16 protein-coding genes and 2 pseudogenes are annotated in these 23,669 nt (G+C 57.5%); 12 read left to right on the top strand and 6 right to left on the bottom strand.

Translation table 11 applies throughout. The features are described 5' to 3' along the window. Positions 1–35 precede the first annotated feature (35 nt). The 3 genes and pseudogenes from ATB1_RS11110 to ATB1_RS11100 all read right to left on the bottom strand — a co-directional run bounded on the left by ATB1_RS11110 (position 36) and on the right by ATB1_RS11100 (position 4,474). Positions 36–3,109, bottom strand: a pseudogene (locus ATB1_RS11110) (FAD-binding and (Fe-S)-binding domain-containing protein). Beyond that, positions 3,102–3,281: a hypothetical protein gene (locus tag ATB1_RS11105; protein WP_013035200.1), complete on the bottom strand. Its 180-nt coding sequence runs from the start codon at positions 3,279–3,281 to the stop codon at positions 3,102–3,104. Before ATB1_RS11105 ends, ATB1_RS11110 begins: the two are co-directional and overlap by 8 nt. A 119-nt stretch (positions 3,282–3,400) precedes the next feature. After that, entirely contained in the window at positions 3,401–4,474 is a 1,074-nt protein-coding gene (locus ATB1_RS11100; RefSeq protein ID WP_042663756.1) for a cupin domain-containing protein, read from the bottom strand. A 126-nt stretch (positions 4,475–4,600) separates the two neighbouring features. On the opposite strand from ATB1_RS11100, the gene ATB1_RS11095 reads away from it, so the two are divergent. The 6 genes from ATB1_RS11095 (at position 4,601) to ATB1_RS11070 (ending at position 13,014) form a co-directional block, all read left to right on the top strand. After that, positions 4,601–6,010, top strand: a complete 1,410-nt coding sequence (locus ATB1_RS11095) for an SLC13 family permease (protein WP_042663773.1) — start codon at positions 4,601–4,603, stop codon at positions 6,008–6,010. A gap of 648 nt (positions 6,011–6,658) precedes the next feature. After that, positions 6,659–7,477 (top strand): IclR family transcriptional regulator, encoded by an 819-nt coding sequence (locus ATB1_RS11090; protein WP_082256378.1) that lies wholly within the window; start codon positions 6,659–6,661, stop codon positions 7,475–7,477. Next, on the top strand, positions 7,474–8,442 hold the full coding sequence (locus tag ATB1_RS11085) for an MBL fold metallo-hydrolase (RefSeq protein ID WP_198526089.1): 969 nt from the start codon (positions 7,474–7,476) through the stop codon (positions 8,440–8,442). The genes ATB1_RS11090 and ATB1_RS11085 overlap by 4 nt, the downstream gene beginning before the upstream one ends. A gap of 216 nt (positions 8,443–8,658) precedes the next feature. Beyond that, entirely contained in the window at positions 8,659–9,750 is a 1,092-nt protein-coding gene (locus ATB1_RS11080; protein ID WP_082256377.1) for a TAXI family TRAP transporter solute-binding subunit, read from the top strand. Between the two features lie 34 nt (positions 9,751–9,784). Continuing rightward, positions 9,785–11,767, top strand: a complete 1,983-nt coding sequence (locus tag ATB1_RS11075) for a TRAP transporter fused permease subunit (protein ID WP_052367934.1) — start codon at positions 9,785–9,787, stop codon at positions 11,765–11,767. Between the two features lie 50 nt (positions 11,768–11,817). Beyond that, positions 11,818–13,014: an inorganic phosphate transporter gene (locus tag ATB1_RS11070; protein WP_042663750.1), complete on the top strand. Its 1,197-nt coding sequence runs from the start codon at positions 11,818–11,820 to the stop codon at positions 13,012–13,014. Between the two features lie 58 nt (positions 13,015–13,072). On the opposite strand, the gene ATB1_RS11065 is transcribed toward ATB1_RS11070, so the two are convergent. The 3 genes and pseudogenes from ATB1_RS11065 to ATB1_RS11060 form a co-directional block, all read right to left on the bottom strand. Continuing rightward, complete coding sequence (locus ATB1_RS11065) at positions 13,073–13,969, bottom strand: bile acid:sodium symporter family protein (protein WP_198526088.1); 897 nt, start codon at positions 13,967–13,969, stop codon at positions 13,073–13,075. A 211-nt stretch (positions 13,970–14,180) separates the two neighbouring features. Next, a pseudogene (locus ATB1_RS20700) lies at positions 14,181–14,854 on the bottom strand (IS6 family transposase). Positions 14,855–15,235: 381 nt separating this feature from the next. Further along, complete coding sequence (locus tag ATB1_RS11060) at positions 15,236–15,991, bottom strand: IclR family transcriptional regulator (protein ID WP_042663748.1); 756 nt, start codon at positions 15,989–15,991, stop codon at positions 15,236–15,238. Positions 15,992–16,365: 374 nt separating this feature from the next. Here ATB1_RS11060 and ilvA point away from each other — a divergent pair, with 374 nt between their 5' ends. From ilvA to lpdA, 6 genes are all read left to right on the top strand, one after another. Continuing rightward, positions 16,366–17,589 carry a threonine ammonia-lyase gene (gene ilvA, locus ATB1_RS11055; RefSeq protein ID WP_042663747.1) on the top strand — a complete coding sequence of 408 codons (1,224 nt, stop codon included), beginning with the start codon at positions 16,366–16,368 and terminating at the stop codon, positions 17,587–17,589. Positions 17,590–17,714: 125 nt separating this feature from the next. Continuing rightward, entirely contained in the window at positions 17,715–18,806 is a 1,092-nt protein-coding gene (gcvT, locus tag ATB1_RS11050; RefSeq protein WP_042663746.1) for a glycine cleavage system aminomethyltransferase GcvT, read from the top strand. Positions 18,807–18,833: 27 nt separating this feature from the next. Then, positions 18,834–19,217, top strand: a complete 384-nt coding sequence (gcvH, locus tag ATB1_RS11045; protein WP_042663745.1) for a glycine cleavage system protein GcvH — start codon at positions 18,834–18,836, stop codon at positions 19,215–19,217. 37 nt (positions 19,218–19,254) lie between these two features. Further along, positions 19,255–20,616 carry an aminomethyl-transferring glycine dehydrogenase subunit GcvPA gene (gene gcvPA / locus ATB1_RS11040; RefSeq protein ID WP_042663770.1) on the top strand — a complete coding sequence of 454 codons (1,362 nt, stop codon included), beginning with the start codon at positions 19,255–19,257 and terminating at the stop codon, positions 20,614–20,616. Further along, positions 20,616–22,040, top strand: a complete 1,425-nt coding sequence (gcvPB, locus tag ATB1_RS11035) for an aminomethyl-transferring glycine dehydrogenase subunit GcvPB (RefSeq protein ID WP_042663744.1) — start codon at positions 20,616–20,618, stop codon at positions 22,038–22,040. The genes gcvPA and gcvPB overlap by 1 nt, the downstream gene beginning before the upstream one ends. Positions 22,041–22,189: 149 nt before the next feature. Beyond that, complete coding sequence (gene lpdA / locus ATB1_RS11030; protein WP_042663743.1) at positions 22,190–23,602, top strand: dihydrolipoyl dehydrogenase; 1,413 nt, start codon at positions 22,190–22,192, stop codon at positions 23,600–23,602. The last annotated feature ends 67 nt before the right edge of the window (positions 23,603–23,669 follow it).

The following is a 23,669-nucleotide window of genomic DNA, read 5'->3' as shown; positions in this document are numbered from 1 at the left end:
CGGGTCTGTATGAATCCCCCACGTGCATATGTGTGTTAGTTGGGGAGACAGTAGTCGAGTAGTTCAACCGGGGTCGGCGGCTCTTCGCGGTCGAGTTCAGTTCCAGACAACGAGCTGTCGGTGGTGACTGCTTCGATACGGTCGTCGCTGAGTTGCGTTCGGCAGGATGTTCCTGGGGCCGTGACGGCAGTCGCCTCACTCGCCTCGATCTGCTCAAACAGGATCTCACCGATCGATTTGCTGAGTGAGTAATGCTCGGACTCGTAGCCGAAGCTCCCAGCCATTCCGCAACAGCCCGAATCCAACGGGTCGACCTCGTAGCCAGCGCGGCGGAGGACACCGACGGCGTGGTGATCTTTCTTCACCGCCTTCTGGTGGCAGTGACCGTGGTAGGCGACCGACTCAGTCGTCGGCTCCCAGTCGACGTTCTCGCCGAGCCGGAAGGAGTCGAGGTATTCGCAAACTCCGTAGGCGTTCGCTGCGAGGGATTCGACAGCGGGGCCGTCGCATAAGTCGAGCGCGTCAGACTGGAACATCACCGCGTCGGACGGCTCGGCGAGGACGACGTCCCAGCCGTCTCTGACGTACGGTGCGAGTTCCGCGACGTTGCTTTCGACCGCGTCACGTGACTTTTCGACGAACCCCTTCGAGAGCGCCGGGCGACCGCTATCGGTGCGCTCAGCTAACCGAACGTAGACACCGGCGGCCTCAAGGACACGAACCGTCGCTTTTCCGACCTCCGTGTGACTGTAGTTGGTGTAACTGTCCACGAAGAAAACCGCCTTCCGCTCGGCGTTGCTCTCGGCGACGTGCGCACCGCCGCGGCTCTCGAACCAATCACGTACCGTCTCACGCTGGAACTCCGGAAGCGCCTGCTCGCGTGCGATTCCGAGCGTCTTCTCCGCAATCGTTCTCGCTCCCGGAATCGACTGCGCGAGGTTCGAAATCGGGGCGAGCGCGCTTCCGAGGGGAGCCAATGCGTCGAAGTTCGCGAAGAGCTTGTCACGGAGGCTCGACCCGTGTTCTTGGTGACGCGCATGCATGACTTCGGTTTTCAGTTTCGCCATGTCGACTTCGCTCGGACAGTCGCGGGCACACCCCTTACAGCCGATACAGAGGTCAAGCACCTCCTCGGCGAACTCGTCGTCAGTCGGGTCGTCCGGCAGGTCCCCACTCATCGCTTGCCGAAGGAGATTCGCGCGCCCCCGCGTCGTCGTAATCTCTTCACCGGCAGCGCGGTACGTCGGACACATCACGCCCCCGGACGTGTCTTGGTCCCCACGACACCCACCACAGCCGTGGCAAAGTTCTACCATCCCCTGCATGCCGTTTTCGTTCTCCCAGTTGAGCGATGGTTCGAATCCGGTGTTGTAGGAGTACTCGCCGTCGTACCGGAGGTGCTCGGTCATATCGTGGTCGCCACAGACGTTGCCAGGGTTGAGCAACCAGTCGGGGTCGAACGCGGTCTTCAGGTCACGGAAGGCGTTCCAGAGCGCGTCACCGTACAGTTTGCGGTTCCATTGAGTCCGCGCGCGACCGTCGCCGTGTTCGCCGGAGACGCTCCCGCCGAGTTCGACCACGAAGTCGGTCACAGCGTCGGCAATCTCGACCATGTCCCGTCGGTCCGCCGCGGCTTTCGTGTTCACGAGCGGGCGGACGTGCAAGACGCCCGGACCGGCGTGCGCGTAAAACGCTGCGTCGACGTCGCGGCTCTTGGCTTCGAGCAGTGTTTGGAAGCGTTCAACGAACTCGGGGAGGTGCTCCGGTGGAATCGCACAATCCTCGATGAAACTAATGTGTTTCTCATCGGATGTCCGAGAGAGCAGGATGGGGAGACCGGCTTTCCGAAGCTTCCAGAACTGCTCTCTGTCAACCTCACTGTGCGCTTCCACCCCGGCGAATGAGAACGTCTGTACGGTGTCTGGGTGGTCCTTCGGTGGCTCTACGTCCCCTTCTCCCTCGGAAACGCGGTCAGCGAGGAGCCCCGAAGTCAGCGACCGTCCGTGACCGTCGTCGTCGGCATAAAACTCCACGAGTAGTCCCGCCTGTGCGTCGTCCGGGACGAGCGCGGCAATCTCCTCGAAATCGGCGGTTTCCCGCGCCAACCCGATAAGGACGTCGTCGATGAGTTCGACGGCCGCGGGGTCGTGTTCGAGGACGTGCTGCACGTCGGTCACGGCGTCGAGCACGCTCTCGTAGAACAGCAGCGAGACCGCCTTCGTCTCGGGGACCGGCTCTAAGGCGACCTTGGCTTCGGTGACGACCGCTAATGTCCCTTCGCTCCCCGCCATGAGCCGCGCGAGGTTGACTGTCCCCGTCTCGGCTTCTTCCACGAGAACGTCGAGGTTGTACCGGAGACGTTGCGTTTCAACTCGGGGAACCGCGCTCTGACCTCATCGGCTTCGTCGTCGACGATGCGAACGACTTCGGCGTACACGCGTTGGAGAAGCGTGCCGTCGCTGTCGGCGCGCTCTCGGAGTTTATCGAGGTCCGTCTCGCCGAGCGTTGCGACCGCCCCGTCGGCCAAGACAACCTCACACTCCTCGACGTACGCGTCGGTCTTCCCGTATTTGAGCGAGTGCGCGCCGGTTGAGTTGTTGCCGATGGCACCGCCGATGACGCTCCTGTCGCCGGCCGCGGGGTCGGGTGCGAACTTCAGTTCGTGCGGGGACAGCGCCTCGTTGAGTTCCGCGAGGACGACGCCGGATTGCACCTGAGCGTACCGTGCATCCGCATCGACAGACACGATGGTGTCCATGTACCGGGTGAAGTCGAGGACGACGGCCTCGTTGACCGCCTGTCCGGCCAGACTCGTTCCAGCACCCCGGGGGAGGACTGGGATTCCCCGTTCGGAGCAGTAAGAGACGACGGCAGCGGTATCCTCGGTCGATGTCGGGAATACGACGCCGATTGGCGTCTCTTCGTACGCACTCGCGTCGGTTGCGTACAACTGCCGCGTGTACGTATCGAACCGAACGTCGCCGTCAACTCGCTCTCGAAGGTCGGAGACGAGCGCCGGCCGCTTGACGTCGTTCGACGTGTGATCGTAGTTCGGTCGTTCGTCGGTGTGATCAGCAGACGTGCTGCGTTGGTCTAGACGGTTACTCATGGCCAATTGATTTGTCGAATATCTCCGAGGAGTCGAACAATTCGCGGCAGTCCTCACATACCATCCGGTCTTGAATGGCGTACTCCCACAGTTTTCCGCCACAGTTCAAGCAGTCAAAGTGCGCTCTGACAAATGGATTTGCCTGTGCGTATGGATTTTCGAACTCCGCCATACACGTTGTCGTGGCGCCGAGTACATAAGCCTACCACCTGCAGTAAAACAGCGTATGAAATACCTCTTGGCAGTAACAGCTGTCGTCCGTAGTGCTTGAACGCTCGCCGACAGCCGCGATTACTGTGGTGCCGCCTCGGCGTAGAGGTTGAACGCCTCGAACACGGGACGGTCGGTCATCCCGAGGAGGATGGCCTCACCATCCGGATCATGGTGATGAATCTCGTCCGGTGCGACGACGAACACGTCCCACTGACTCCACTCCAGTGCCTCGTCGCCGACATGCGTCGCGCCTTCACCCTCGATGACGAAGTATACCTCAGTCGCGTTGTGGAAGTGTGGGTCAGTCTCCTCTTGAAGCAACTGCGCGCGGAACGACATCGTTGGAAACAGCGGCGGCTTCCCCGACGCTGGGTTGACGTACGAGAGACTGTAGCCGTCGTGCGGGTCTGGGGTATCGTTGTCGGCGCGCTGACGGAGCGCTTCTAGGGTGTCGTTCCACCCGAACCGGTAGGGCGGCGTCGCCTCGCACTTCCCCTCAAATGGACCAGGAATGCCGTCTCGCTTCGTCTCGTCGTAGTCACGGGCACGCCCGTACTGTGACTCCCAGTATCCCGGCGTCTTCGTGACCGGCTGACGGTCCAGTTCGTGATACTCGAAGGTATTTTTCGCGTTGAGCGAATCGAGCACGAGCGGGAGGTCGAGGACGTCGAGCCACGCTGCCGTCTTGTCGCCGTCGTTCACGTGGTCGTGCCACTCCCACTGCGGCGTCGTGATGAGGTCGTTGTCCTTCATCGGGAACTCCTCGCCCGCGACCACCGTCTTCATCTCCTCGTGCCCGTCGATCGTGAACCGAAGCGCGTTCGCCCCGTGTCGGTGCGAAGGCGCGGTCTCGCCCGGCGAGACCGTTTGAATCCCGACGTAGATAGTGTTCGAGATGGCGTTTGCCGTGTTGATTGGAACGGCGACGCGCCGCTGGAACCCTGGTGGGAGGTCGGCAATCGGAACGTCTTCCTCGATAGCGTCAATGGCGGTCTGAATATCCTCCCACTTCCAGATATCTGAGTCGGGGTCGTCTAAGACGTGGCCCATGTCATCTTCGACTTCCCACAGTGGACGTAGGTCGTGTTCTTCGAGGATACCTCGGGTACCGGAACTCAGCTCTAAGAGTTCCTCTGGCTCTTGTTGTGCCATACCGAGCCTTTGGTACAGTTTTGCAATAAGTCTATGGGGGGTTTCTAATCGATAGCCGAATGAGTCAAACGCTGGCTACGGAGCCCCGATAGAATCATTGCCATGGGTCTTGAGATCAGACCTACAATGTCGAGTGACTCACGTTGGTCTACCATTGGCATCCCTAATATCCACCCTACATGGGTTTCACCTCTCTGTGGGATACTTGTGGCTGCAGCTATCTTTCGGTTCGTTCCACTCGCGCGAGATGCGAGTCTCATGCTCGCTATCACAGTGTTTTGCGTCGTGTTGTGGATCAAGTCACCGGTTGAGCCGTGGTTCACAGCACTCCTCGGTATCGGATTAATCGGAGTCGCATTCTCGCCTGGGTTAGCATTGACAGGGTTTCGTTCGCCGGCGACGTGGCTGGTCGCTGTTGGAATTCTCGTCGGAGAAGCTTCCCGTCAGAGTGGTCTGGCAAGGTTAGTAGAGACGCTTGCTCGCACCCGAATGCCGACCGCTGCCTCAACTGATGCCGTCGCTGCGTTTCGATACCTACTCGTCGCCTTCTGCCTCGCGAGTCTCGCGCTGGCCGTCTTGATACCCTCTGCGCTCGTTCGGGTTCTCATTCTTGGGCCGATACTGCTCTCACTCGGCGACCTCTTCACTGAACGGCGAGCGAAAATTGGGCTCTTTCTCGGCCCACTGTTGGCGACGTTTTACGGTTCATCAGGCGTTCTGACTGGGGCTCTCGCGAACATCATCGTAACCGGGCTCGTCGAATCTACCACTGGCCTATCTATCTCATGGACTGAATGGCTACTCTGGGCCGGTCCTGTGATGGGAATCGGTCGCGTTCTGGTGGTAATCACCGTCACCTATCTTCTCTATCACCCGCGCGACAAGGGTTCCCTCGCCGCTCACGAACGAACTGAGAACGTTGGTGTGACATCCCAGCAGTTGAGAATGCTCGCCTTCCTCCTCGTTGGTGTAGCCATCTGGATGACGGACTTCTTACACGGACTTCATCCGTTATTCGGCGCGCTCGTGATTGCACTCTTGGCGTTCGCTCCAAAGATTGGTGTTGTCGATTCGGACGCCATCTCTGAGGCCGATTTCTCGATCCTGTTCTTTTTCGGCGCGATATTCGCAATCGCCGCGGGTCTCCAGCAGACTGGGTTCACCGATCTGGCTGCCGAAGCGCTCCTCTCACAGTTGCCGAGCGATGCATCGCTCCCTATCGTTCTCGTATTCGTCGTCGTCGTCTCACAACTCCTCACTCTGGTGATGGAGGGTCTTGCCGTCGCCAGTGTCCTCACACCAATTCTCACTTCATTTTCGAGTAGTATCGGAATCCCGTTGGTTCCAGTGGCGGTGATGGAGGCTGTGGCCCTCAATACCTACTTTTTCCCGTATCAATCGGCAGTTCTCGTGGCGATCCTCGGGATGGGAACTGTAGACAGTGTCGAATTGACCCGCATCTCGAGTGCTATCGCCGCTGTGTCACTGCTATTTCTCGTTCCAGTACAAATCGGGGTGTTCGCACTCTTTTTCTGAACGCCCAGGTTTCGCGTGAGCTAAGGCGACAGTTCGTGTAGCCTCTCAAAAGGTCGAAATCCCGTGGATCACTGTCGTTTCAGGAATATCGAAACGAGAAATGGGAATGAAAATGTCTCCTCGCTCGTGAGTAGTGCAGGCAAGTTCGAGGCAACGAGTATGAGTATCAACGAGGGGCGAGTTCACGCTAGACACTAACTGTCGCGCAGCCAGCTTTCGAATATATCGAAATTCATGGATGGTGAAGGTGTAGTTCTACAAGTGGTGACCATGATTGATATACTGTCTCCCCAACGACTGATTTTACACGACTCCTCCCGACTCTTCGTTCGCTTTTCTACCTCTCTCAAATTCGATTGAGTCGAATTACGCAGGAATTAGGACGACGTCACGTCCTCTTTTTGGAAATTACTTCTAGACGGTTCGACGAGACCGCTATCTTCCGAACAAGTGGAGAATTTGATATCATGCCAACGTATCAAATTACACCGCTATTGTTGTAATGAAGTGTCGTTGCTGACGAAGAAGTTCCACCAGTAGTACTATACAAATCCGGAGATCGAGTGGAACAACCGTACCGAGAATACTATCATTCGATATGTTCGAAAACCACAGGGATCTGTTTAATACGTGAGAAGAGAAGTCTGCATGACGCGCTCCGGTGAGGTTTATATTTGCTTGGATCAATCACCGAATATGAGCAAAGATAACATGCCAAAACGGTGGTCGAAAACCACGACGACGGCTTTCAGAATCATCGAGTCTATTGACGAACTTAACGACGCAAGCGTCACAGAACTCGCAGCATCCCTCGACTTAGCAGCGAGTACGGTCCACAATCACCTTGGCGCACTCCAGAGACTCGGTTATGTCGTAAAAGAAGATGGAAACTACCACCTCAGTCTCCGATTCTTGAACGTAGGGATGTCTGTCCGAAACAAACAGACGCTGACGCGTATCTCACAGCCAGTCGTCGACGACTTGGCGCGCGAGACCGGTGAAGCGGCGTGGGCTGCAACGCTAGAAGATGGGTGGGTGTACTTCATTTGTAACGCCCGCGGTGAAGACGCGATTCAAGCGTACGGCGACCTCGGTTCTCGTCGTCGACCCCACGCAATCGCGGCGGGCAAATCGATACTCGCACAGCTTCCAGACGAGGATGTCATAGAGATTATCGACGAGACTGGGCTTACGCCGTATACTGAGAATACTGTTACGTCACGTGCGGCTCTCTTCGAGGAGTTCGAATCGATCCGGGAGCGGGGATTCGCGTTTAATCGAGGTGAGCGCCTCGAAGGGGGACGCGCCGTCGCCTGTGCAATCTTACACGAAGGGGAACCGATAGGCTCTATCGGTGTTTCCGGGCCTGCCCACCGGTTTCAAAGCGAACGGTTCGAAGTCACCTTACCGGACGCAGTCTCGGGAGCGAAGAATATCATTGAACTCGAACTCTCTTCGCCGTCGTGAAAACCCCGAATTCTACGCATTCAGGTATCGTAGTTAGATATTCGAAGGAATCGAACCCTCCTTGGGACAATCGCTACACAACAGTTATCTATGAATGTGAGATACCATGGATCATGGATGTGACTATCCTTGGGTCTGGAAGTCCAATTCCAGATCCAACACGTGCAGGTACTGCAGTTGCCGTGGATTGCGGCACGGAAACCGCTCTCGTAGACTGCGGTCCCGGAACTGTCGAACGGATGCTCGAGACGGAGATCGAACCACAGTCAATCGAGCATCTGCTATTCACTCACCAACATATGGACCACAATGCATCGTTCTTCCACTTCGTGATCTCTAGTTGGTTGCTTGGGCGGCGTGATCTCGAACTGTACGGGCCCGCAGAGACGGAGACACTCCTCGAAGCGATGTACCGGTTATACGAGACGGATTTCGAGTACCGTGAGTCCCTTGGGCGGTCTCTGGACGGTCTCAACGACATCGAGACTAATGAAGTCGGACCAGACTTCTCAACCCATATCGGGGACTGTCGAATCACGGCATTTCCAGTCGACCACTCCATCGAGACGTACGGATACCGATTCGACGACAAAAACACGGGCGAGTCGTTCGTCTTTTCTGGAGATACGACAGTCGTCGATGGACTCGCGGACTTCGCTAGTGGTGCCAACGTCCTCGTCCACGACTGCTGTGTCGGTCCACTCGTTGATACGCCCCCTTCAGACAAGCCGGTGTGGGACAAGTTCTTCGACCCCGACGGACAGTATTTAGACCGATTGGGAGAAGTACACAGCAATCCAGCAGAATGTGGTGAGGTTGCGACAGCAGCGAACGTCGATACACTTGTGTTGACTCACTTGACACCGTACCTCGATACCGAACAAATGAGGCGTGAAGCCAAACAAACGTTCGACGGTACAGTACTCCTCGCCGAAGACGGGCTGACACTCCAAAGTCCACTTTAATTCGTCGGTACCTGCGGCGGTAGTACATCGCTGGTCTCTGTGTTCCTTGCCAATTGTTGGGTCCCCTCTTTCGACTTTTGGGACTTCTGGTGTATTCTATTGAGACACGATTAATCTCGTATGTTCACATACACCGCAAAAATTGAGGTTTATCGAATATGCTAGTTGGTGAACGATAATAATAAATAGAGTAACCCTCAATAGTGAAATCGAACCATGTCAACAGGCCGCACTCACAGTTCCGACAGTGACCAACGCAGTCAATATCTCACGCGGCGTGGCCTCCTTGGGGCTGTAACAGCCGGTGCAACTGGGCTCGTTGCTGGATGCACCGGTGATGCCACGACATCTACGACAACCACTTCTTCAAGTGGTAAGTCAGAACTCTCATTCACGTCGGGTCCATCGAACTCGCTGGCGTTCGGGATGGGTAACGCACTGGCTGCTGTCGTACAGGATAACTCTGAACTCACGGTCAATATCAAGTCCGGAACGAGCGGCCAATCAATCGCACTCGTAGGTCGTGGTGAGACGGACATCTCGTTCGGAACGACTCTGGTTGGAACGCGGGCGAAGAATCGAACCGGATTGTTCAGTGACGTCGAGTTCAGCCAGACGTTGCTACAACTCCCGTCGTTCTATTTCATGAAGTTGGGAGCCTTCGTCGACGCAGCCACGGATGTCGAGTACTTTGGTGACCTCGCCGGAAAATCGCTTGGCCCAGGGCCCTCCGGGGCGTCATACTGGGACGTCTGGGAAGTCGCTCTCAAGAAAGCACTGGATATAGAGGATCTTCAGGTCGAAAATTCGGGTGTCGGACAACTTTCCGACATCCTGTCGTCTGGGCAAGCAACAGCTGTCGGCGGCCCGATATTGTCGAACAATGTCACACCAGGATTCATGCAACAGGTGCTTTCGCAAAACTCCGTTCGAATGCTCTCGTACCGAGACGAAACGCTTGGGGCTATCGGTGGGGATTCGAAGACGCCGCTTGCAGAGCTGAAGAAAGACACCGTGAAAAACATCGACGAATTCACAGCGCAAGGAGATACTGCACCCACAGTATCGGCGAACTATGTCCTTTGGACGTCTGATGCGGTGCCCATCGAGACGATTTACACGCTGTTAAAAACGTCGTGGGAGAACACCACCGCACTGAGCAACACACACAGTGCTTTCGAAGTGTGGACGGCCAAAGACTGGTACATGCGGAACATGACGCCGGAAGTCCCCGTCCACCCGGGGGCCGCAAAGTTCCTGAAAGAACTCGGGGTGTGGAGCGACGAATACACAGTCGGGTCTGTATGATGCGTCCGCAAGAAACCTACACACAAGATTCACAATGACAACAACGACGCACCCTCAGCGGATCGCTGAACGAATCCTCACACCCGCTTCAGGCGTATTAGCGGTCGTACTAGCTCTCTGGATTGTCTACTTCGCCGTCAACACCGCACTCCCGCAACGTCAACATGCGAACGCTGTCCTCGGAGTCGGGCTTGCCATCTACTATTTTATGCACGCGAGCGAGCTACTCCAGTCTGGTCGTGATTCGACCCGGACTCGAGTGAGCGCGGGCATTTGTGTTTTTCTCGGCCTCCTCACACTTGCTGCTGTCGGGTACGTTCACCTCTCGTACTTCCGGTGGCTCCAGGAGGGCCGGCTCCTCATCTACACCGATGTCGACCTTCTAGTTGGTCTTGCGCTTGTATACGTCGTGACCGACGCTACATTCCGTAAGTACGGGACTGTTCTCGGTCTAGTTATCGTCGGAACGATGTTGTACGGTCTGTTCGGTCCGCATCTCCCTGGGATACTGGGTCATGGTGGAATGAGCTTGGAAGAACTCGTCCGCCGACAGACGATTACACTCACCGGAATTTACGGTTTCCTGTTACAGGTCGGTGCTACATGGATTGCTATCTTCATCGTCTTCGCCGGACTCATCGAAGGATATGGTGGCTTCGATTATCTCATCGAAGTTGGAAACAAGATCAAGCAGTACTCGAGAAGTGGGGTCGCACAAGCTGCAGTCGTCTCGAGTATGTTCATGGGGACGATGATGGGATCGGCGGCGTCGAACGTCGCGACAACAGGGTCGTTTACCATCCCACTCATGAAGGAACACGATATTCCAGCGCGGTTCGCGGCTGCGACCGAGTCGGTGGCGAGTACAGGCGGGCAGATACTTCCTCCGATTATGGGAACTGCGGCATTTCTCATGGCAGATATCCTTGGCGTTCCGTTCGCGGACGTGGCTATTGCAGGGATCATTCCGGCACTTTTGTTCTACGTTGGGACAGCCATCGGCGTTCACTTCACCATCGTGGGTAACGGTTGGTACGAGGGCTTCGACACCGGTGCTGTCACCGAAGCAGATAGTTCGGCGGACGCAGAGGTCGAAACCGATGACGACTCGTGGCTCGTATTTCTTGGTCGTGGGTTGCAGTACTTACTTCCACTCAGTGTACTGGTCTACGTCTTGGTCATAGAGCAATTCGGCCCCCTCGCGGCGGGATTGTACACTATCGTTGCCGCAGTGTTGTCACGCGGGGTCCGTCAGCTTCTCGCCGGAAATGTCCGTGAGTTTGCTGTAGAAACGCTCGATGGGCTCCGGGCTGGTGGTGAGAACCTCGCACCGTTTCTTGCGATTCTTGCGTCGCTGGGTATCGTCATCAACATTTTTAGCGTCACTGGACTCGCACAGCGCATCGCCTTCCAGTTGGTCGACATTTCGGGAGGGAGCTTCGCAATCATCTTACTCGTCACGATGGTCGTAAGCCTCCTGCTCGGACTGGGAATGCCCACGCCCGCAGCGTACATTTTGGTCGCGACTATCCTCGCGCCCGTGTTGGTTCAAGCCGGAATAACCGAAATAGCCGCGCACTTCTATATCTTCTATTTCGCACTCCTGTCCGCGCTGACTCCACCGGTTGCGTTGGCGGTTACTGTCGCGATGAGTATCTCTGGAACCGACTTCATAGAGACTGCCAAAGAGACGCTCGTACTAGCTACGCCAACGTACGTCATCCCGTTCATGTTCGTGTTGAACCCGCAGTTGCTGCAGTGGCAGTACCCGTCGACGCTTGTCACCGCGGTGCTTCTCGTCGCAGCGATTGTCGCGCTAGTTGTCGGCCTCACAGGGTTCAATGGAGCGTACGAACTTTCGAAACCCGTACGTCTCGTCGCAGTCGGACTGTTCGCTGTCATAGTCTTTGGCCCGACACTTCCAGTCCAACTGCTTGGCGTCGCCTTCTTTGGGGTGATGATCGTGTATACGTCGAATGTGTCCACCTCGGATATCATCGACAGAGACACAATCTGACACATCCACCTCACGATGTCTATTTCACATATCACATACTCCACTGAGGGATGGTCGAAGCAGCTGTAGTCGGAACACTCGTTGTCGCTACGGCAGCGAGTCTGTTCATGGCGTGGACCATCGGTGCTGGGTCCAGTGGGTCGACACCATTCGCCCCCGCAGTCGGTGCCAACTCCATTTCTGTCATGCGAGCTGGGTTCGTCGTCGGAATACTAGGCTTCCTTGGTGCTATCACTCAGGGTGCGAACGTCTCGAAAACTGTCGGTAGCGGACTCGTACAAGGAGTCACTCTTTCACCGCTCGCCGCGACGTTGAGTCTCTTGATCGCCGGTCTGCTTGTATCCATCGGCGTGTTCACAGGATATCCGATTGCGACCGCATTCACCGTTACAGGTGCTGTAACAGGCGTTGGTATCGCTCTTGGAGGGAACCCCGCATGGATGACCTATGGCCGGATCGCGACACTGTGGATACTAACACCGTTTCTCGGTGGCGGTGCAGCGTACTTCACCGCACGGCTCCTCCGGTCGAATCACGTTCCAAACCGTGTCCTCGTTCCTTCCCTCGGCGGGGTGACAGCCATTACGGTCGTCAATATGGAGTTTATATTTCTGGGACCTCCAGGTGCGACTGGATCCGTCGCTTGGATGTTTGGGTCACTCGCCAAACGTTCAGACCACCTCTCGATGGCTATTGTAGCACTGTCAATTGGGTGTTCGGGACTAGTCGGATATCTCTCCGTCTCTCGACAGTTCGAACGGCACAGAGACCGCACTCTCCGTCGATTGTTGCTCTTGCTGGGCGGACTGGTTGCATTCTCGGCTGGGGGGACGCAAGTTGGACTAGCGGTCGGTCCAGTAACCCCACTTACTGATTCGTTTGGGATTTCACTCTTCGTTGTCCTTATCGGGGGTGGGGCCGGGTTACTGATCGGGTCGTGGACCGGTGCACCACGGATGATTAAAGCACTCTCAAGAGACTACTCTGCGCTCGGACCTCAGCGGTCCATAGCCGCGTTGATTCCGTCGTTCCTCATCGCCCAGTCCGCCGTTTTTCTCGGTGTTCCAGTGTCTTTCAACGAAATCATGGTTAGCGCGATCATCGGTAGTGGGTACGCAGCGACGGAAGAATCAGTAAGTAGGACGAAGATCAGGAACACTGTCTTCGCTTGGATTGCGTCCTTCATGCTAGCAATTTTCGTCGGATATGTCACCTACAGACTCCTCATCGAAATCCTAATTTGGTAGTTCGAGCACTTTTATCTCCCATCTTCTTCGAGCGCTTCATCACAGCGTGGTTTAGGTGTTAACCGTGGGATGAGGCAGACCCGGCAGGTTGTCGTCGCCACACACTCGCAATCAGTCCTGACCCAACGACGCCAATAACCGAGAACGCAAGGACTGCCGTGAGGACATTCGAATCCGAGAACCCAGTCGTCGAAATGAACAGTGCGGTTGCCGCGTTTCGAGCGGCGGTCGTCGTCGCCAATACCTCCCGAGTCCCTTGTGCTGGTCCGCCGAGGTAGTATCCAAGCATCAATGACGCACCCACGACGACAGTTGAGACACCAAGCGTTCCCGTGCCGACGAGCGACACCATACTGTCGCTGTAAACCACCAACAGGACCACGATTAACCCGGCAAATGTGTAGTCAGAGAGACGCTTGAACAGCCAATACAGACGTTCTGCAAGTGAAGGGGAGGCGAACGAAATCCCGAGCCCGAGCAGTAGCGGGACCAGTTGAACGACCAGAACCAGACGTCCGATGGCGAGGGGGTCCACAGCGGCATCACCAGGGAGTAGCAGCAACAGAGAGATCGGGATCGACACGACCGAGAGTATACAGAGAATCGCCATCAGACCGCTCGCGAACGCTACATTACTGTCAGATATCTCTGCGAGCTTCGGGCCGAACGGTGCACCGGGTGAGACCGCAAGCAACAGTATCCCTGCTGCGAGTCCTGTCTCCACAGAGACTATCTGAACGAGAAAATAGGCGATTATCGGGACTGCAACGATGTTCACCGCCAGTGAGTTCACTAGCAGCCGGCGCGTCCTGAGTGCGTTGATTAGCTGCTTAACGGACAACTTCAGGCCCATCGAGAACATCGCCGAAAACACGAAGATTGACGTCACGAACTCGACGATCTCCTCTCCCGATATTACTACCATTACTTGTGGTTCATATACACGGTCGTCCATTTACTCGCTGTGGTTTCAGGTGACCGTACCATTGAACGTCATCGCACAACTCGTCATAAACCCAGACAGGGTGTAGTGAGTTAGATAGAACAGAGGACGGCACCAAAGTGGGGTCAAAAGTCACGACGACAGACTTCGAGATTATCGAAATACCGACGAGTTCGACAACGAGAGTGTCACTAAATCAATTATCTTGATCGGTCGGCACTGTCTAGTTAGTGACCTCCTCAACCGGGGTTCGTCCATCGAGCGCTTGGTGCGGCCATTGAAAATTATAGTATTGCGCGAATTGTATGAATTACTCGCGGACGTTTCTGTGACTGCCCACCCACGAGTTATGGAACTGATCGACTCGTATTTTGAGGGTGAATCCATTTTTCGATGAGGTTTCTCTCGACGTAGTCAAGCCGACTGATCAATCCCAATCGAGAGAGTGCAGTCTGATAGCCAGCCATCAACGAGAAACATAGAGTCTGAGAGATTTGTGTTTCTCCGAAAGTCGATGGAGAAACGCAGCAGCCGGATCAGTTCCATGTCGTCCAAACAACTTGACGTCAAGAATCAGCTTTGTCTCGGTGTCTATTGTAGTGTATAACCAAGACTATTCTCCATTGATTTTGACAGCAGTCTCGTCGACCGCACCGCTTCGTCTTCGCCTCAGGCGGGTTGTGTCCGCTGTCAGTCAGCCTATGTACCCATTGCCAAACAGCTTGGTGAGAGCGCTCAACGCCGAGGTATCGAAGGGTCTGTTTTGGTTCTCTAAGTGAACATCTGGTCGCGTGGAGTTGAACAGCGAACGCCCTGACGGGCATGCCGTCAGCTCACGCTCCCACGTTCTTCTAAATCAGTCGCAAAACACTCGCTGAGTCGGTCTGGGAGCTTCATCCCAAATTAACTCAACAACCTGCTCGCTCCTCAAACTGGTTTAACTAGACAGTGCCGTCTGATCGAAGTTGTACTGGCTGAGTCATGTTTCTGATGAACAATACTATTCCTGTAAACAAGGCAGCACCAAACAGCACCATGAGTAGGAGATAATGGTGACGATGATAACACTACTGACGATCTACTTCCTTTGTGGTCCTGGACGCCATTCTATTACAAGCCTATTAGTGTAACATCCATACGGTGCGCTTGCCGGATGGCGGTTCCTTTTGAGCACTTGGAATATCTGGTGGCGTCTATTCAGCGTACGAAGAAGGGGTAGAGGTCATAGGTAGTGACTGTAGCGTCATATATTCTCCAGCAATTGGGTTGGAGTATGAATTACGCCGATGCAAGCTCTGCTTCAAGTTCATCAACCACGTCCCAGAGTAGCTTAGCTAGCTCCTCATCGTGAGGAAGACGATATGGCGGTCCAGAGACGTCAAGCGACCCAAACACATCACCGTCCGGGCCTTCGATGGCGACGGCCACCGATCGGAGCCCTTCCAGTGCCTCCTGATCGTTGACGGCATACCCCTGCTCTCGAATGCGTGCGAGTTCATCGTAGAGTTCACCTCGATTGACTATGGTATTTTCCGTCTCCCGTGGCAGCCCCCACCGATTGATAATTTCGTTTCGGCGCTCCTCATCGAACTCTGCGAGCATGGCCTTGCCGCTGGCTGAGTTGTGCATGTAAAAATGGTGCCCTACCTGAAAGCCGTCCATCGAGGGGTTGTTGGTCTCGTCGAAGAGGACAATGCTGCGACCGTTCTCTTCGACGGCGAAACTGACCTCCTCATTCGTCGTATTCGCGAGTTCGAAAGCCTTCCTCTTCGCTAACTGAAACCGGTCGTCCCGGTATCGGGCTGCTTCCCCAAGACGGAAAAGTTTCAGTCCAAGTTGGTAGCTGTTGCCGACTTTCGTGACGTAGCCGCACTCTTCTAGGGTATTGAGGTGTGTGTGAAGGGTGCTCGTGGAGGATTTCATGTATTCGGTGATTTCAGAGAGCGTTGCACCGTCGAGTTCCTCGATAGCATCGACAATGCGTAGCGATGTCGCTGTGGTCTTCCGTCGTTCGCCGTCGTTTTGACGCGCCATACATTACCACTGTCTAGGCAGAGGCTTAAACCCCGGGACAGAGACCTTCCCCGTCATGGGGAATACATATGATATAGTTTGGTACATCTGGGACTACAATATTCTGATTAATTGGCGATAAATAACAGAAAGATAATTTATCATCCGATGGGTCGTACATCAATCGATGAACGGCCGCTATATGACTATCATTCATAAATGTTTCACATACTGTTCCCCATATTCCGAAAGGAAATAAGGGGACAGCGAGTCACGTATCCCGTTCCAACGACCAGTACGTATAAATCGCTCCGTACAATCGTTATGCACAATCGGTACGTTATCCGAAGGTTCCCTCTAGGTGCCGTCGGAAATCAACTACCGGTTCAGGAACTATGTCCGTACAACTCACCGATATTCAGCGAGCACAGAACCGCCTCGCCGGCGAGTCGGTCGCCAGGAAGACACCAATTGAGACGAGCCGGACGCTAGACCGCGATACCGACGCTCGGGTCTACCTCAAAATGGAGCATCTCCAGCGAACGGGCTCGTTCAAGACGAGGGGGGCGTACAACAAACTTGTCCAGTTGGAAGACACCGACGGTGGATCAACCGTCGACCGGGTGATCGCCGCCAGCGCCGGCAACCACGCGCAGGGTGTCGCGCTTGCTGCAGCAGAGACTGGCCTTGAGGCGACGATCGTCATGCCGACAAATGCGCCACAGTCGAAGGTGGACGCGACGAGGGACTACGGCGCCGACGTCGACCTCCACGGGCAGAACTTTCAGGCGGCGATGGAGTATGCGCAGTCACTAGTCGATGACAGTACCGTCTTCGTTCACGCGTACGACGACCCCGACATCGTCGCCGGCCAAGGGACGCTCGGCCTCGAAATCCTCGATCAGGTCCCAGACGTCGATACGATCCTTGTACCGATCGGTGGCGGCGGGCTTATCGGTGGTATCTCGGCAGCCGTCGCGGAACTAGATCCGTCCGTCCGTATCATCGGCGTCCAGGCCGAAGACGCGGCGACCGTCCCCCAGAGCCTCCAGAAGGGTGGGCCACAGACAATCGATTCGGTCCAGACAATCGCAGACGGGATTGCAACGGGTGGTATTTCGGAGCTTACGTACCAACTCATAGACCGGCACGTCAACGAGGTGGTAACGGTCTCAGACACGGAGATTGCGCACAGCATCCGCTATCTCCTTGAGCGGACCAAGCAGATGGTTGAAGGCGCCGGAGCGGCGACCATAGCAGCGCTCCTGAGCGACCGGGTCGATGTCGCTAACGAGACGGTCGTCCCAGTCCTCAGCGGCGGGAACCTCAGCGCAACGATGCTCCAGCGAACACTCACGCATGAGCTTACCTACCGACAGCAGCTCGTCCAGCTCCGGGTTCGCATCATTGACGAACCAGGGAGGATGAGCACCATCTCGAGCATCATCGCCGACGAGAATGCCAATATCCGGAACGTCAGTCACGAGCGGGCCATCGACGAGCTGAAGGTTGGCGAGGCGTACCTCGACTTCCGCATCGAGACGAGCGGCGGCCAGCATACCCAGCACATCATTCAGGCGATCAAAAATGCGGGCTACGAAGTCACTCGCCTCAACTGACGTGCGTGTCACAGTTCGCGATCTAACGACGCTGTCGCGCGTCGCTCGTTCCAGTCTCTGAAACAGCGCGTCAGAGATGGCGCTCACGGTAAGTTATATAACCGTTGCAAGGAATTACCCAAACCGTGTCGACACGAAAGCCACCTCTCTACGAGAAGCACTCGCAGTCCGGAGCCGACTTCACCGACTTCGGCGGCTGGGATATGCCAGTCTCGTTCGACTCTATCACGACCGAACACGCGGCAGTCCGCAACTCGGTCGGTATCTTCGACGTCAGTCACATGGGTGAAGTCACAGTCAGTGGTCCGGACGCAGCGGATCTGATGAACCAGCTCACAACCAACGACGTGACCACGCTTGATCCGGGGGACGCTCAGTATGCCTGCATTCTGAACGAGGATGGGATCATCATCGACGACACCGTGGTCTACTTCCGCCCCGATAGCGAGGAGTACCTCTTCGTCCCTAATGCCGGGCACGACGAGATGATGGTCGACCGCTGGACCGACTACGCGACAGCACACGACCTCGACGCGGCCGTCGTAAACCGGACCGAAGAGCTCGGAATGTTCGCCGTACAGGGCCCGGATGCGGTCGACCGCGTCCAGGAAGTCGCCGCTGACCCCCTCGATGGCGTATCTCAGTTTAGCGCTCGCGAGACGACGATCGGTGGTGCCGACTGCCTCGTTGCCCGGACCGGCTACACCGGCGAAGACGGCTTCGAGCTGATCTTCGACGACAACGACTCTGAGGCTGTCTGGAATGCGTTCGACGACGTGCAGCCCTGCGGGCTCGGCGCGCGAGACACACTCCGACTCGAAGCCGGATTACTACTCTCCGGACAGGACTTCCACCCCGAGGACGAGCCGCGCACGCCCTACGAGGCCCGCCTAAGCTTCGTCGTCGACAACTCGAAGTCCTTCTTCGTCGGTCAGGAAGCGCTCCGTGACGCGGACGACCCGGACGAACTGCTCGTCGGCCTTGAGTTGCAGGAGCGGGGCATCCCGCGACACGGCTATCCGATTCTACACGACGGCGAGCAGGTCGGTCACGTGACTAGCGGGACGATGAGTTCGACGCTTGAGGTACCGATTGCGCTCGGCTACGTCGACGCGGAGTACGCTGACGAGGGCACCTCACTTGGCGTTGAGATACGCGATCGGACGGCGACAGCGGCGGTCGTGAGCCACCGGTTCCTGCAGGAGCATCGCGATTGAACCACGAGCGGACTACAAGCAACACCAATGGAATTTGACGTACCCGACGAACTGCACTACACCGAATCGCACGAATGGATCGAACTGACCGACGACACTGCGAGGATCGGGATCACCGACTTCGCGCAGGACGAACTCGGCGACATCGTCTTCGTCGAACTGCCGGCAGTCGGCACCGAACTCGACGACGGCGACGAATTCGCCGTCGTTGAGAGTATCAAAGCCGTCTCCGATATCTACGCTCCGGTCGCTGGCGTCGTCGCCGACGTCAATGAGGCAGCGGAATCCGAGCCGGTGCTCGTTAACGACGACCCCTTCGGCGACGGCTGGTTGATCGAACTAGAACTCGACGGGGACCTCGATACAGAACCGCTCCTGTCGGCCGATGAGTACCGAGACCAGATCGAATGAGCATGCGAGAGAGTTACTGATGACACAGAAAACCCAAATGACACAGAACATCCAGAACGTGGGCAGCGAGCGTCGGTCCGAAGGCAACCCCTTCACTCCACACACCGAAGAGGACGTCCAGACGATGCTCGACATAATCGGCGCTGAGTCCGTCGAGGAACTGTTCGACATCCCGCCGTCGGTCCAGTTCGAGGGAGCGTTCGGAATCGAGTCGGCGTCTGAGCAGGCGGTCGTTCAGAACGTATCGGACACGCTCGCCCAGAACGAGCAACTCACGGAGTTCCTCGGGCGCGGTCAGTACGATCATTACGTTCCCTCGCTCGTTGACAACCTCTCTCTGCGCTCAGAGTTCCTGACGAGCTACACCCAGTACCAGCCCGAAATCGCCCAGGGGTTCCTCCAGGCGCTGTTCGAGTATCAGTCGATGTTGGTCGAACTCACCGGCCTCGAGGTTGCGAACTGTTCGATGTACGACGCCGCGACGGCGCTGGGCGAGGCGGCCTTGCTAGCCGACCGAGTCCGCGGAACCAGCGGATCGCAGGTGCTCGTCTCGGATCTCGTCCGCGAGGAGCGCCTGTCTGTCCTCGAAAACTACCTCTCCGGTGTCGACTTGACGGTCAATACATACCCCACTACGAACGGGGCGACCGACTCGGAAACGCTCGCAGAGCACGTCACCGACGAGACGGTGATGGTGTATGTCGAGAACCCGACAGCAGTCGGAACCATCCAGGAAGACCTCTCGGCGGTGGGCGACGTCGCCGACGAACACGACGCGGCCTTCTGCCTGGGGACCGACCCCGTCGCGCTGGCGCTGCTCGAAGAACCGGCGAGCGTCGGCGCAGATATCGTCGTCGGTGACGCGAGTGTCCTCGGACTACCACCGGCGTACGGAATGGGACTTGGGCTCTTCGCCTGCCGGGATGATTACCTTCGTCAGGTGCCGGGACGGCTTGTCGGCGTGAGCGAAGACGCGAGCGACAACCGCGCGTACACGCTCACCCTGCAGACCCGGGAACAGCACATCCGCCGAGAACGGGCCACCTCAAACATTTGCACCAACCAGGCGTGGGTCGCGTTACGGACCGCGATTCACATCGCTTGGCTCGGCGCGACCGGGTTGGTCGACCTGGCCGCAGAGTGTGTTGAACTGTCACAGGAACTGGCAGCCGATCTCGACGACATCGAGGGCATCACTGCGCCCGTCCACGACCGGCACCACTTCCGCGAGTTCCTTGCGGAGACGCGACAGGACGCCGAGTGGGTCGCCGATGACCTCGAGAGCGCCGGGTTTGCAGTTCACGCTGTCGACGATCATCTGATTCAGATCTGTATCACTGACGCTAACCGCAGCGAGCGGGACGAATTCGTGGCAGCGGTCAAGGAGGTGGTCGCCTGATGCAGCGCTACGACCAAGCCACTTGGAGTGAGATGGACGGCGACCGGTACGAGCCCCTACTCGTGGAGAAAAACGAAGAGCGGGTCGACGTCGTAGAGCAGACGTCGCTTCCCGACGATCTGACCAGGGAATCGGTGACCCTTCCGGAACTCTCCGAGCCCGAGATTGCGCGCCACTACACGCGCCTCTCCCAGATGAACTACGGCATCGAAAACGGGGTGTTCCCGCTTGGATCCTGTACGATGAAGTATAACCCCAAGTTCACCGAGGACGTTGCCGCGCTCGCCGACGCGGCCGCTCACCGGGATCGATCGGCCGAGTCTACACAGGGCACGCTCGAAATCTACGGTCGCCTACAAGCGCATCTGGGGAAGATCGGTGGGATGGATGCAGTGACACTCCAGCCGCCCGCCGGGGCGGCCGGTGAGTTCACGGGTATTCTCGTTGCGAAGGCCTACCACGAGCATAACGACGAGGAGGACCGCAATGAGGTGATTGTCCCGTCGAGCGCCCACGGGACCAACTTCGCGAGCGCAGCGCTGGCGGGCTACGATGTAGTCGAACTCCCGCCGAGCGACGACGGCCGGCTCGACCTTGACGCGCTGGAAGGGGCCGTCAGCGACAAGACGGCAGCACTGATGCTGACAAACCCCAACACGCTGGGGCTGTTCGAGCGAGACATCGAGGAGATTGCCGAAATCGTCCACGACGCGGGTGGGTTGCTGTACTACGACGGCGCGAACCTGAACGCACTGCTGGGGCAGGCCCGGCCGGGTGACATGGGGTTCGACATCATGCACTTCAACCTGCACAAAACCTTCGCCACACCCCATGGTGGCGGTGGACCCGGTGCCGGTCCGATCGGTGTCACTGAGGATCTGGCCGAGTTCCTGCCCTCGCCGCAGGTGCGGGTCGACGGCGACGAGTACGAGTTACACGAGCCGGAGCACTCGATCGGCAAGGTCCATGGGGCAATGGGGAACTGGCTCGTCCTGCTGAAAGCCTACGCCTACATCGAACGGCTCGGCGACGACGGACTGGCTGATACGAGCGCAAAGGCGGTACTCAACGCGAACTATCTCGGTTCGCAGATCGACCTTGACATCCCATTCGGACCGTTCCACCACGAGTTCGTCGCCAGTGCGGGAGACCGAGACGCTGCCGACTTCGCGAAGCGCATGCTCGACTACGGTGTCCACCCGCCGACGACGAAGTGGCCCGATATCGTCTCCGAAGCTCTCATGACCGAACCAACGGAGACGGAGAGCCGGGAGACCCTCGACCAGCTTGCCGAGGCGTTGAACGCGGTGGCGGGAGAGGACGAGACAACGCTGTCGACGGCCCCGTCGTTGACGGCCGCCAGTCGCATCGACCAGACAAGTGCTGCCCGGAGCCCGCGTCTCTCCTGGCACGCGCTTGAGTGAGCGCGCGGCGCTCACGCTATCTGTCGGGACCGTTCCGGCGTTCCGCCTCGTTCTTTCCGGTAGCGCTGCGGCTGTCTCGACCGACCGCAGTGCGACTGCGAACTATTAACAGGAGGAAGCCCAGAGGATATCACGAGGATAGCACATCCATGCAAGAAACAGACGTACTTGTCATCGGTGGTGGCCCCGCGGGCTACGTCGCGGCCATCCGCGCTGGACAGCTCGGACGAACCGTTACCCTCGTCAATCGGGGTGGTATTGGTGGAACGTGTCTGAACCACGGCTGTATCCCCTCGAAGGCGTTGATCGATGCGGCCGACGATGTTCACTCGATACGGAACGCGGAGGACCGCGGTATCGAGGCAGACGTCGCGGTTGACTTCGAACACCTCACTCGATGGAAGGACCGCGTGGTCCGGAAGCTAACGAAGGGCGTCGAGAAGCTCTGCAAGGCTAACGGCGTCACGCTGCAACAGGGAACGGCCCAGCTGGTCGACAATCACCGCGCGGAGATCAGTAGCGACGGCGACATCGAGATGGTCGCGTTCGACCACGCCATCGTCGCGACCGGGAGTCGGGCGATCGAGCTCCCGGGATTCTCGTTCGATGACGAACCGATACTGAACGCGAAGGCCGCGCTCGACCTCGAGTCGGTCCCCGACGAGCTCGTGGTCATCGGCGCGGGCTATATTGGGATGGAGCTATCGACAATGTTCGCCAAACTGGGGACGGACGTGACAATCGTCGAGATGCTGGACGCCCCACTACCGCGGTACTCAGACAAACTTACTCGGCCGGTCCGTAAGCAGGCGAAAAAGCTTGGCGTGAACTTTCAGTTCGGTCGCGTCGCGGCGAACTGGGAGCCGACCGGTAACGGGCGGATTCGGATTACGACCGAACCTGTCGAGGATGACACGGACAAGGGTGCCCCCGAACAACTCACGGCCGACAAGGCACTGATCGCGGTGGGCCGTTCCCCGGTCTCTGACACGGCAGGCCTGGAAGCGCTCGGCATCGAGCGCGACGACAAGGGGTTCGTCGAAACGGACAACTTCGGGCGGACGAACGTCGATCACGTCTTCGCGGCGGGCGACGTCGCGGGCGAACCGATGCTTGCCCACGAAGGAAGTTCCGCAGGCGTTGTTGCTGCCGAAGCGATTGCGGGCACGTCACCCGACCCGCCTCGAACCGTCCCGAGCGTGGTGTTCACCGACCCTGAGATCGGAACCGTCGGGCTGACCGAATCGGAGGCACGCGAACGGGGCTACGAACCCACCTTGGGGGAATTCCCGTTCCGCGCGAGCGGGCGGGCGCTGACGGCCGGGAAGCGAGAAGGGTTCGTAAAATTAGTCGCGGACGCCGAATCCGGGACGATACTCGGTGGAGAAGTCGTCGGCCCCGAGGCATCCGAGCTGATCGCCGAGATCAGCCTCGCAGTCGAGCAGGAACTGACGCTCTCTGATGTCGCGTCGACCGTCCATGCGCATCCCACGCTCTCCGAGGCGATTATGGAAGCAGCCGAGTGTGCGCTCGGTCATCCGATTCACACCTTCGACCGGTAACTGGCTCTGCCCGACGGCGCGAACTGCGGCGGAGAGAGCCGACCACACGCAGTTCGACGCAGTTGGT

Source organism: Haloferax sp. ATB1, assembly GCF_000730175.1.
Note: the sequence above shows the minus strand (reverse complement) of the source record. Positions and strands in the feature narration are given on the sequence as shown.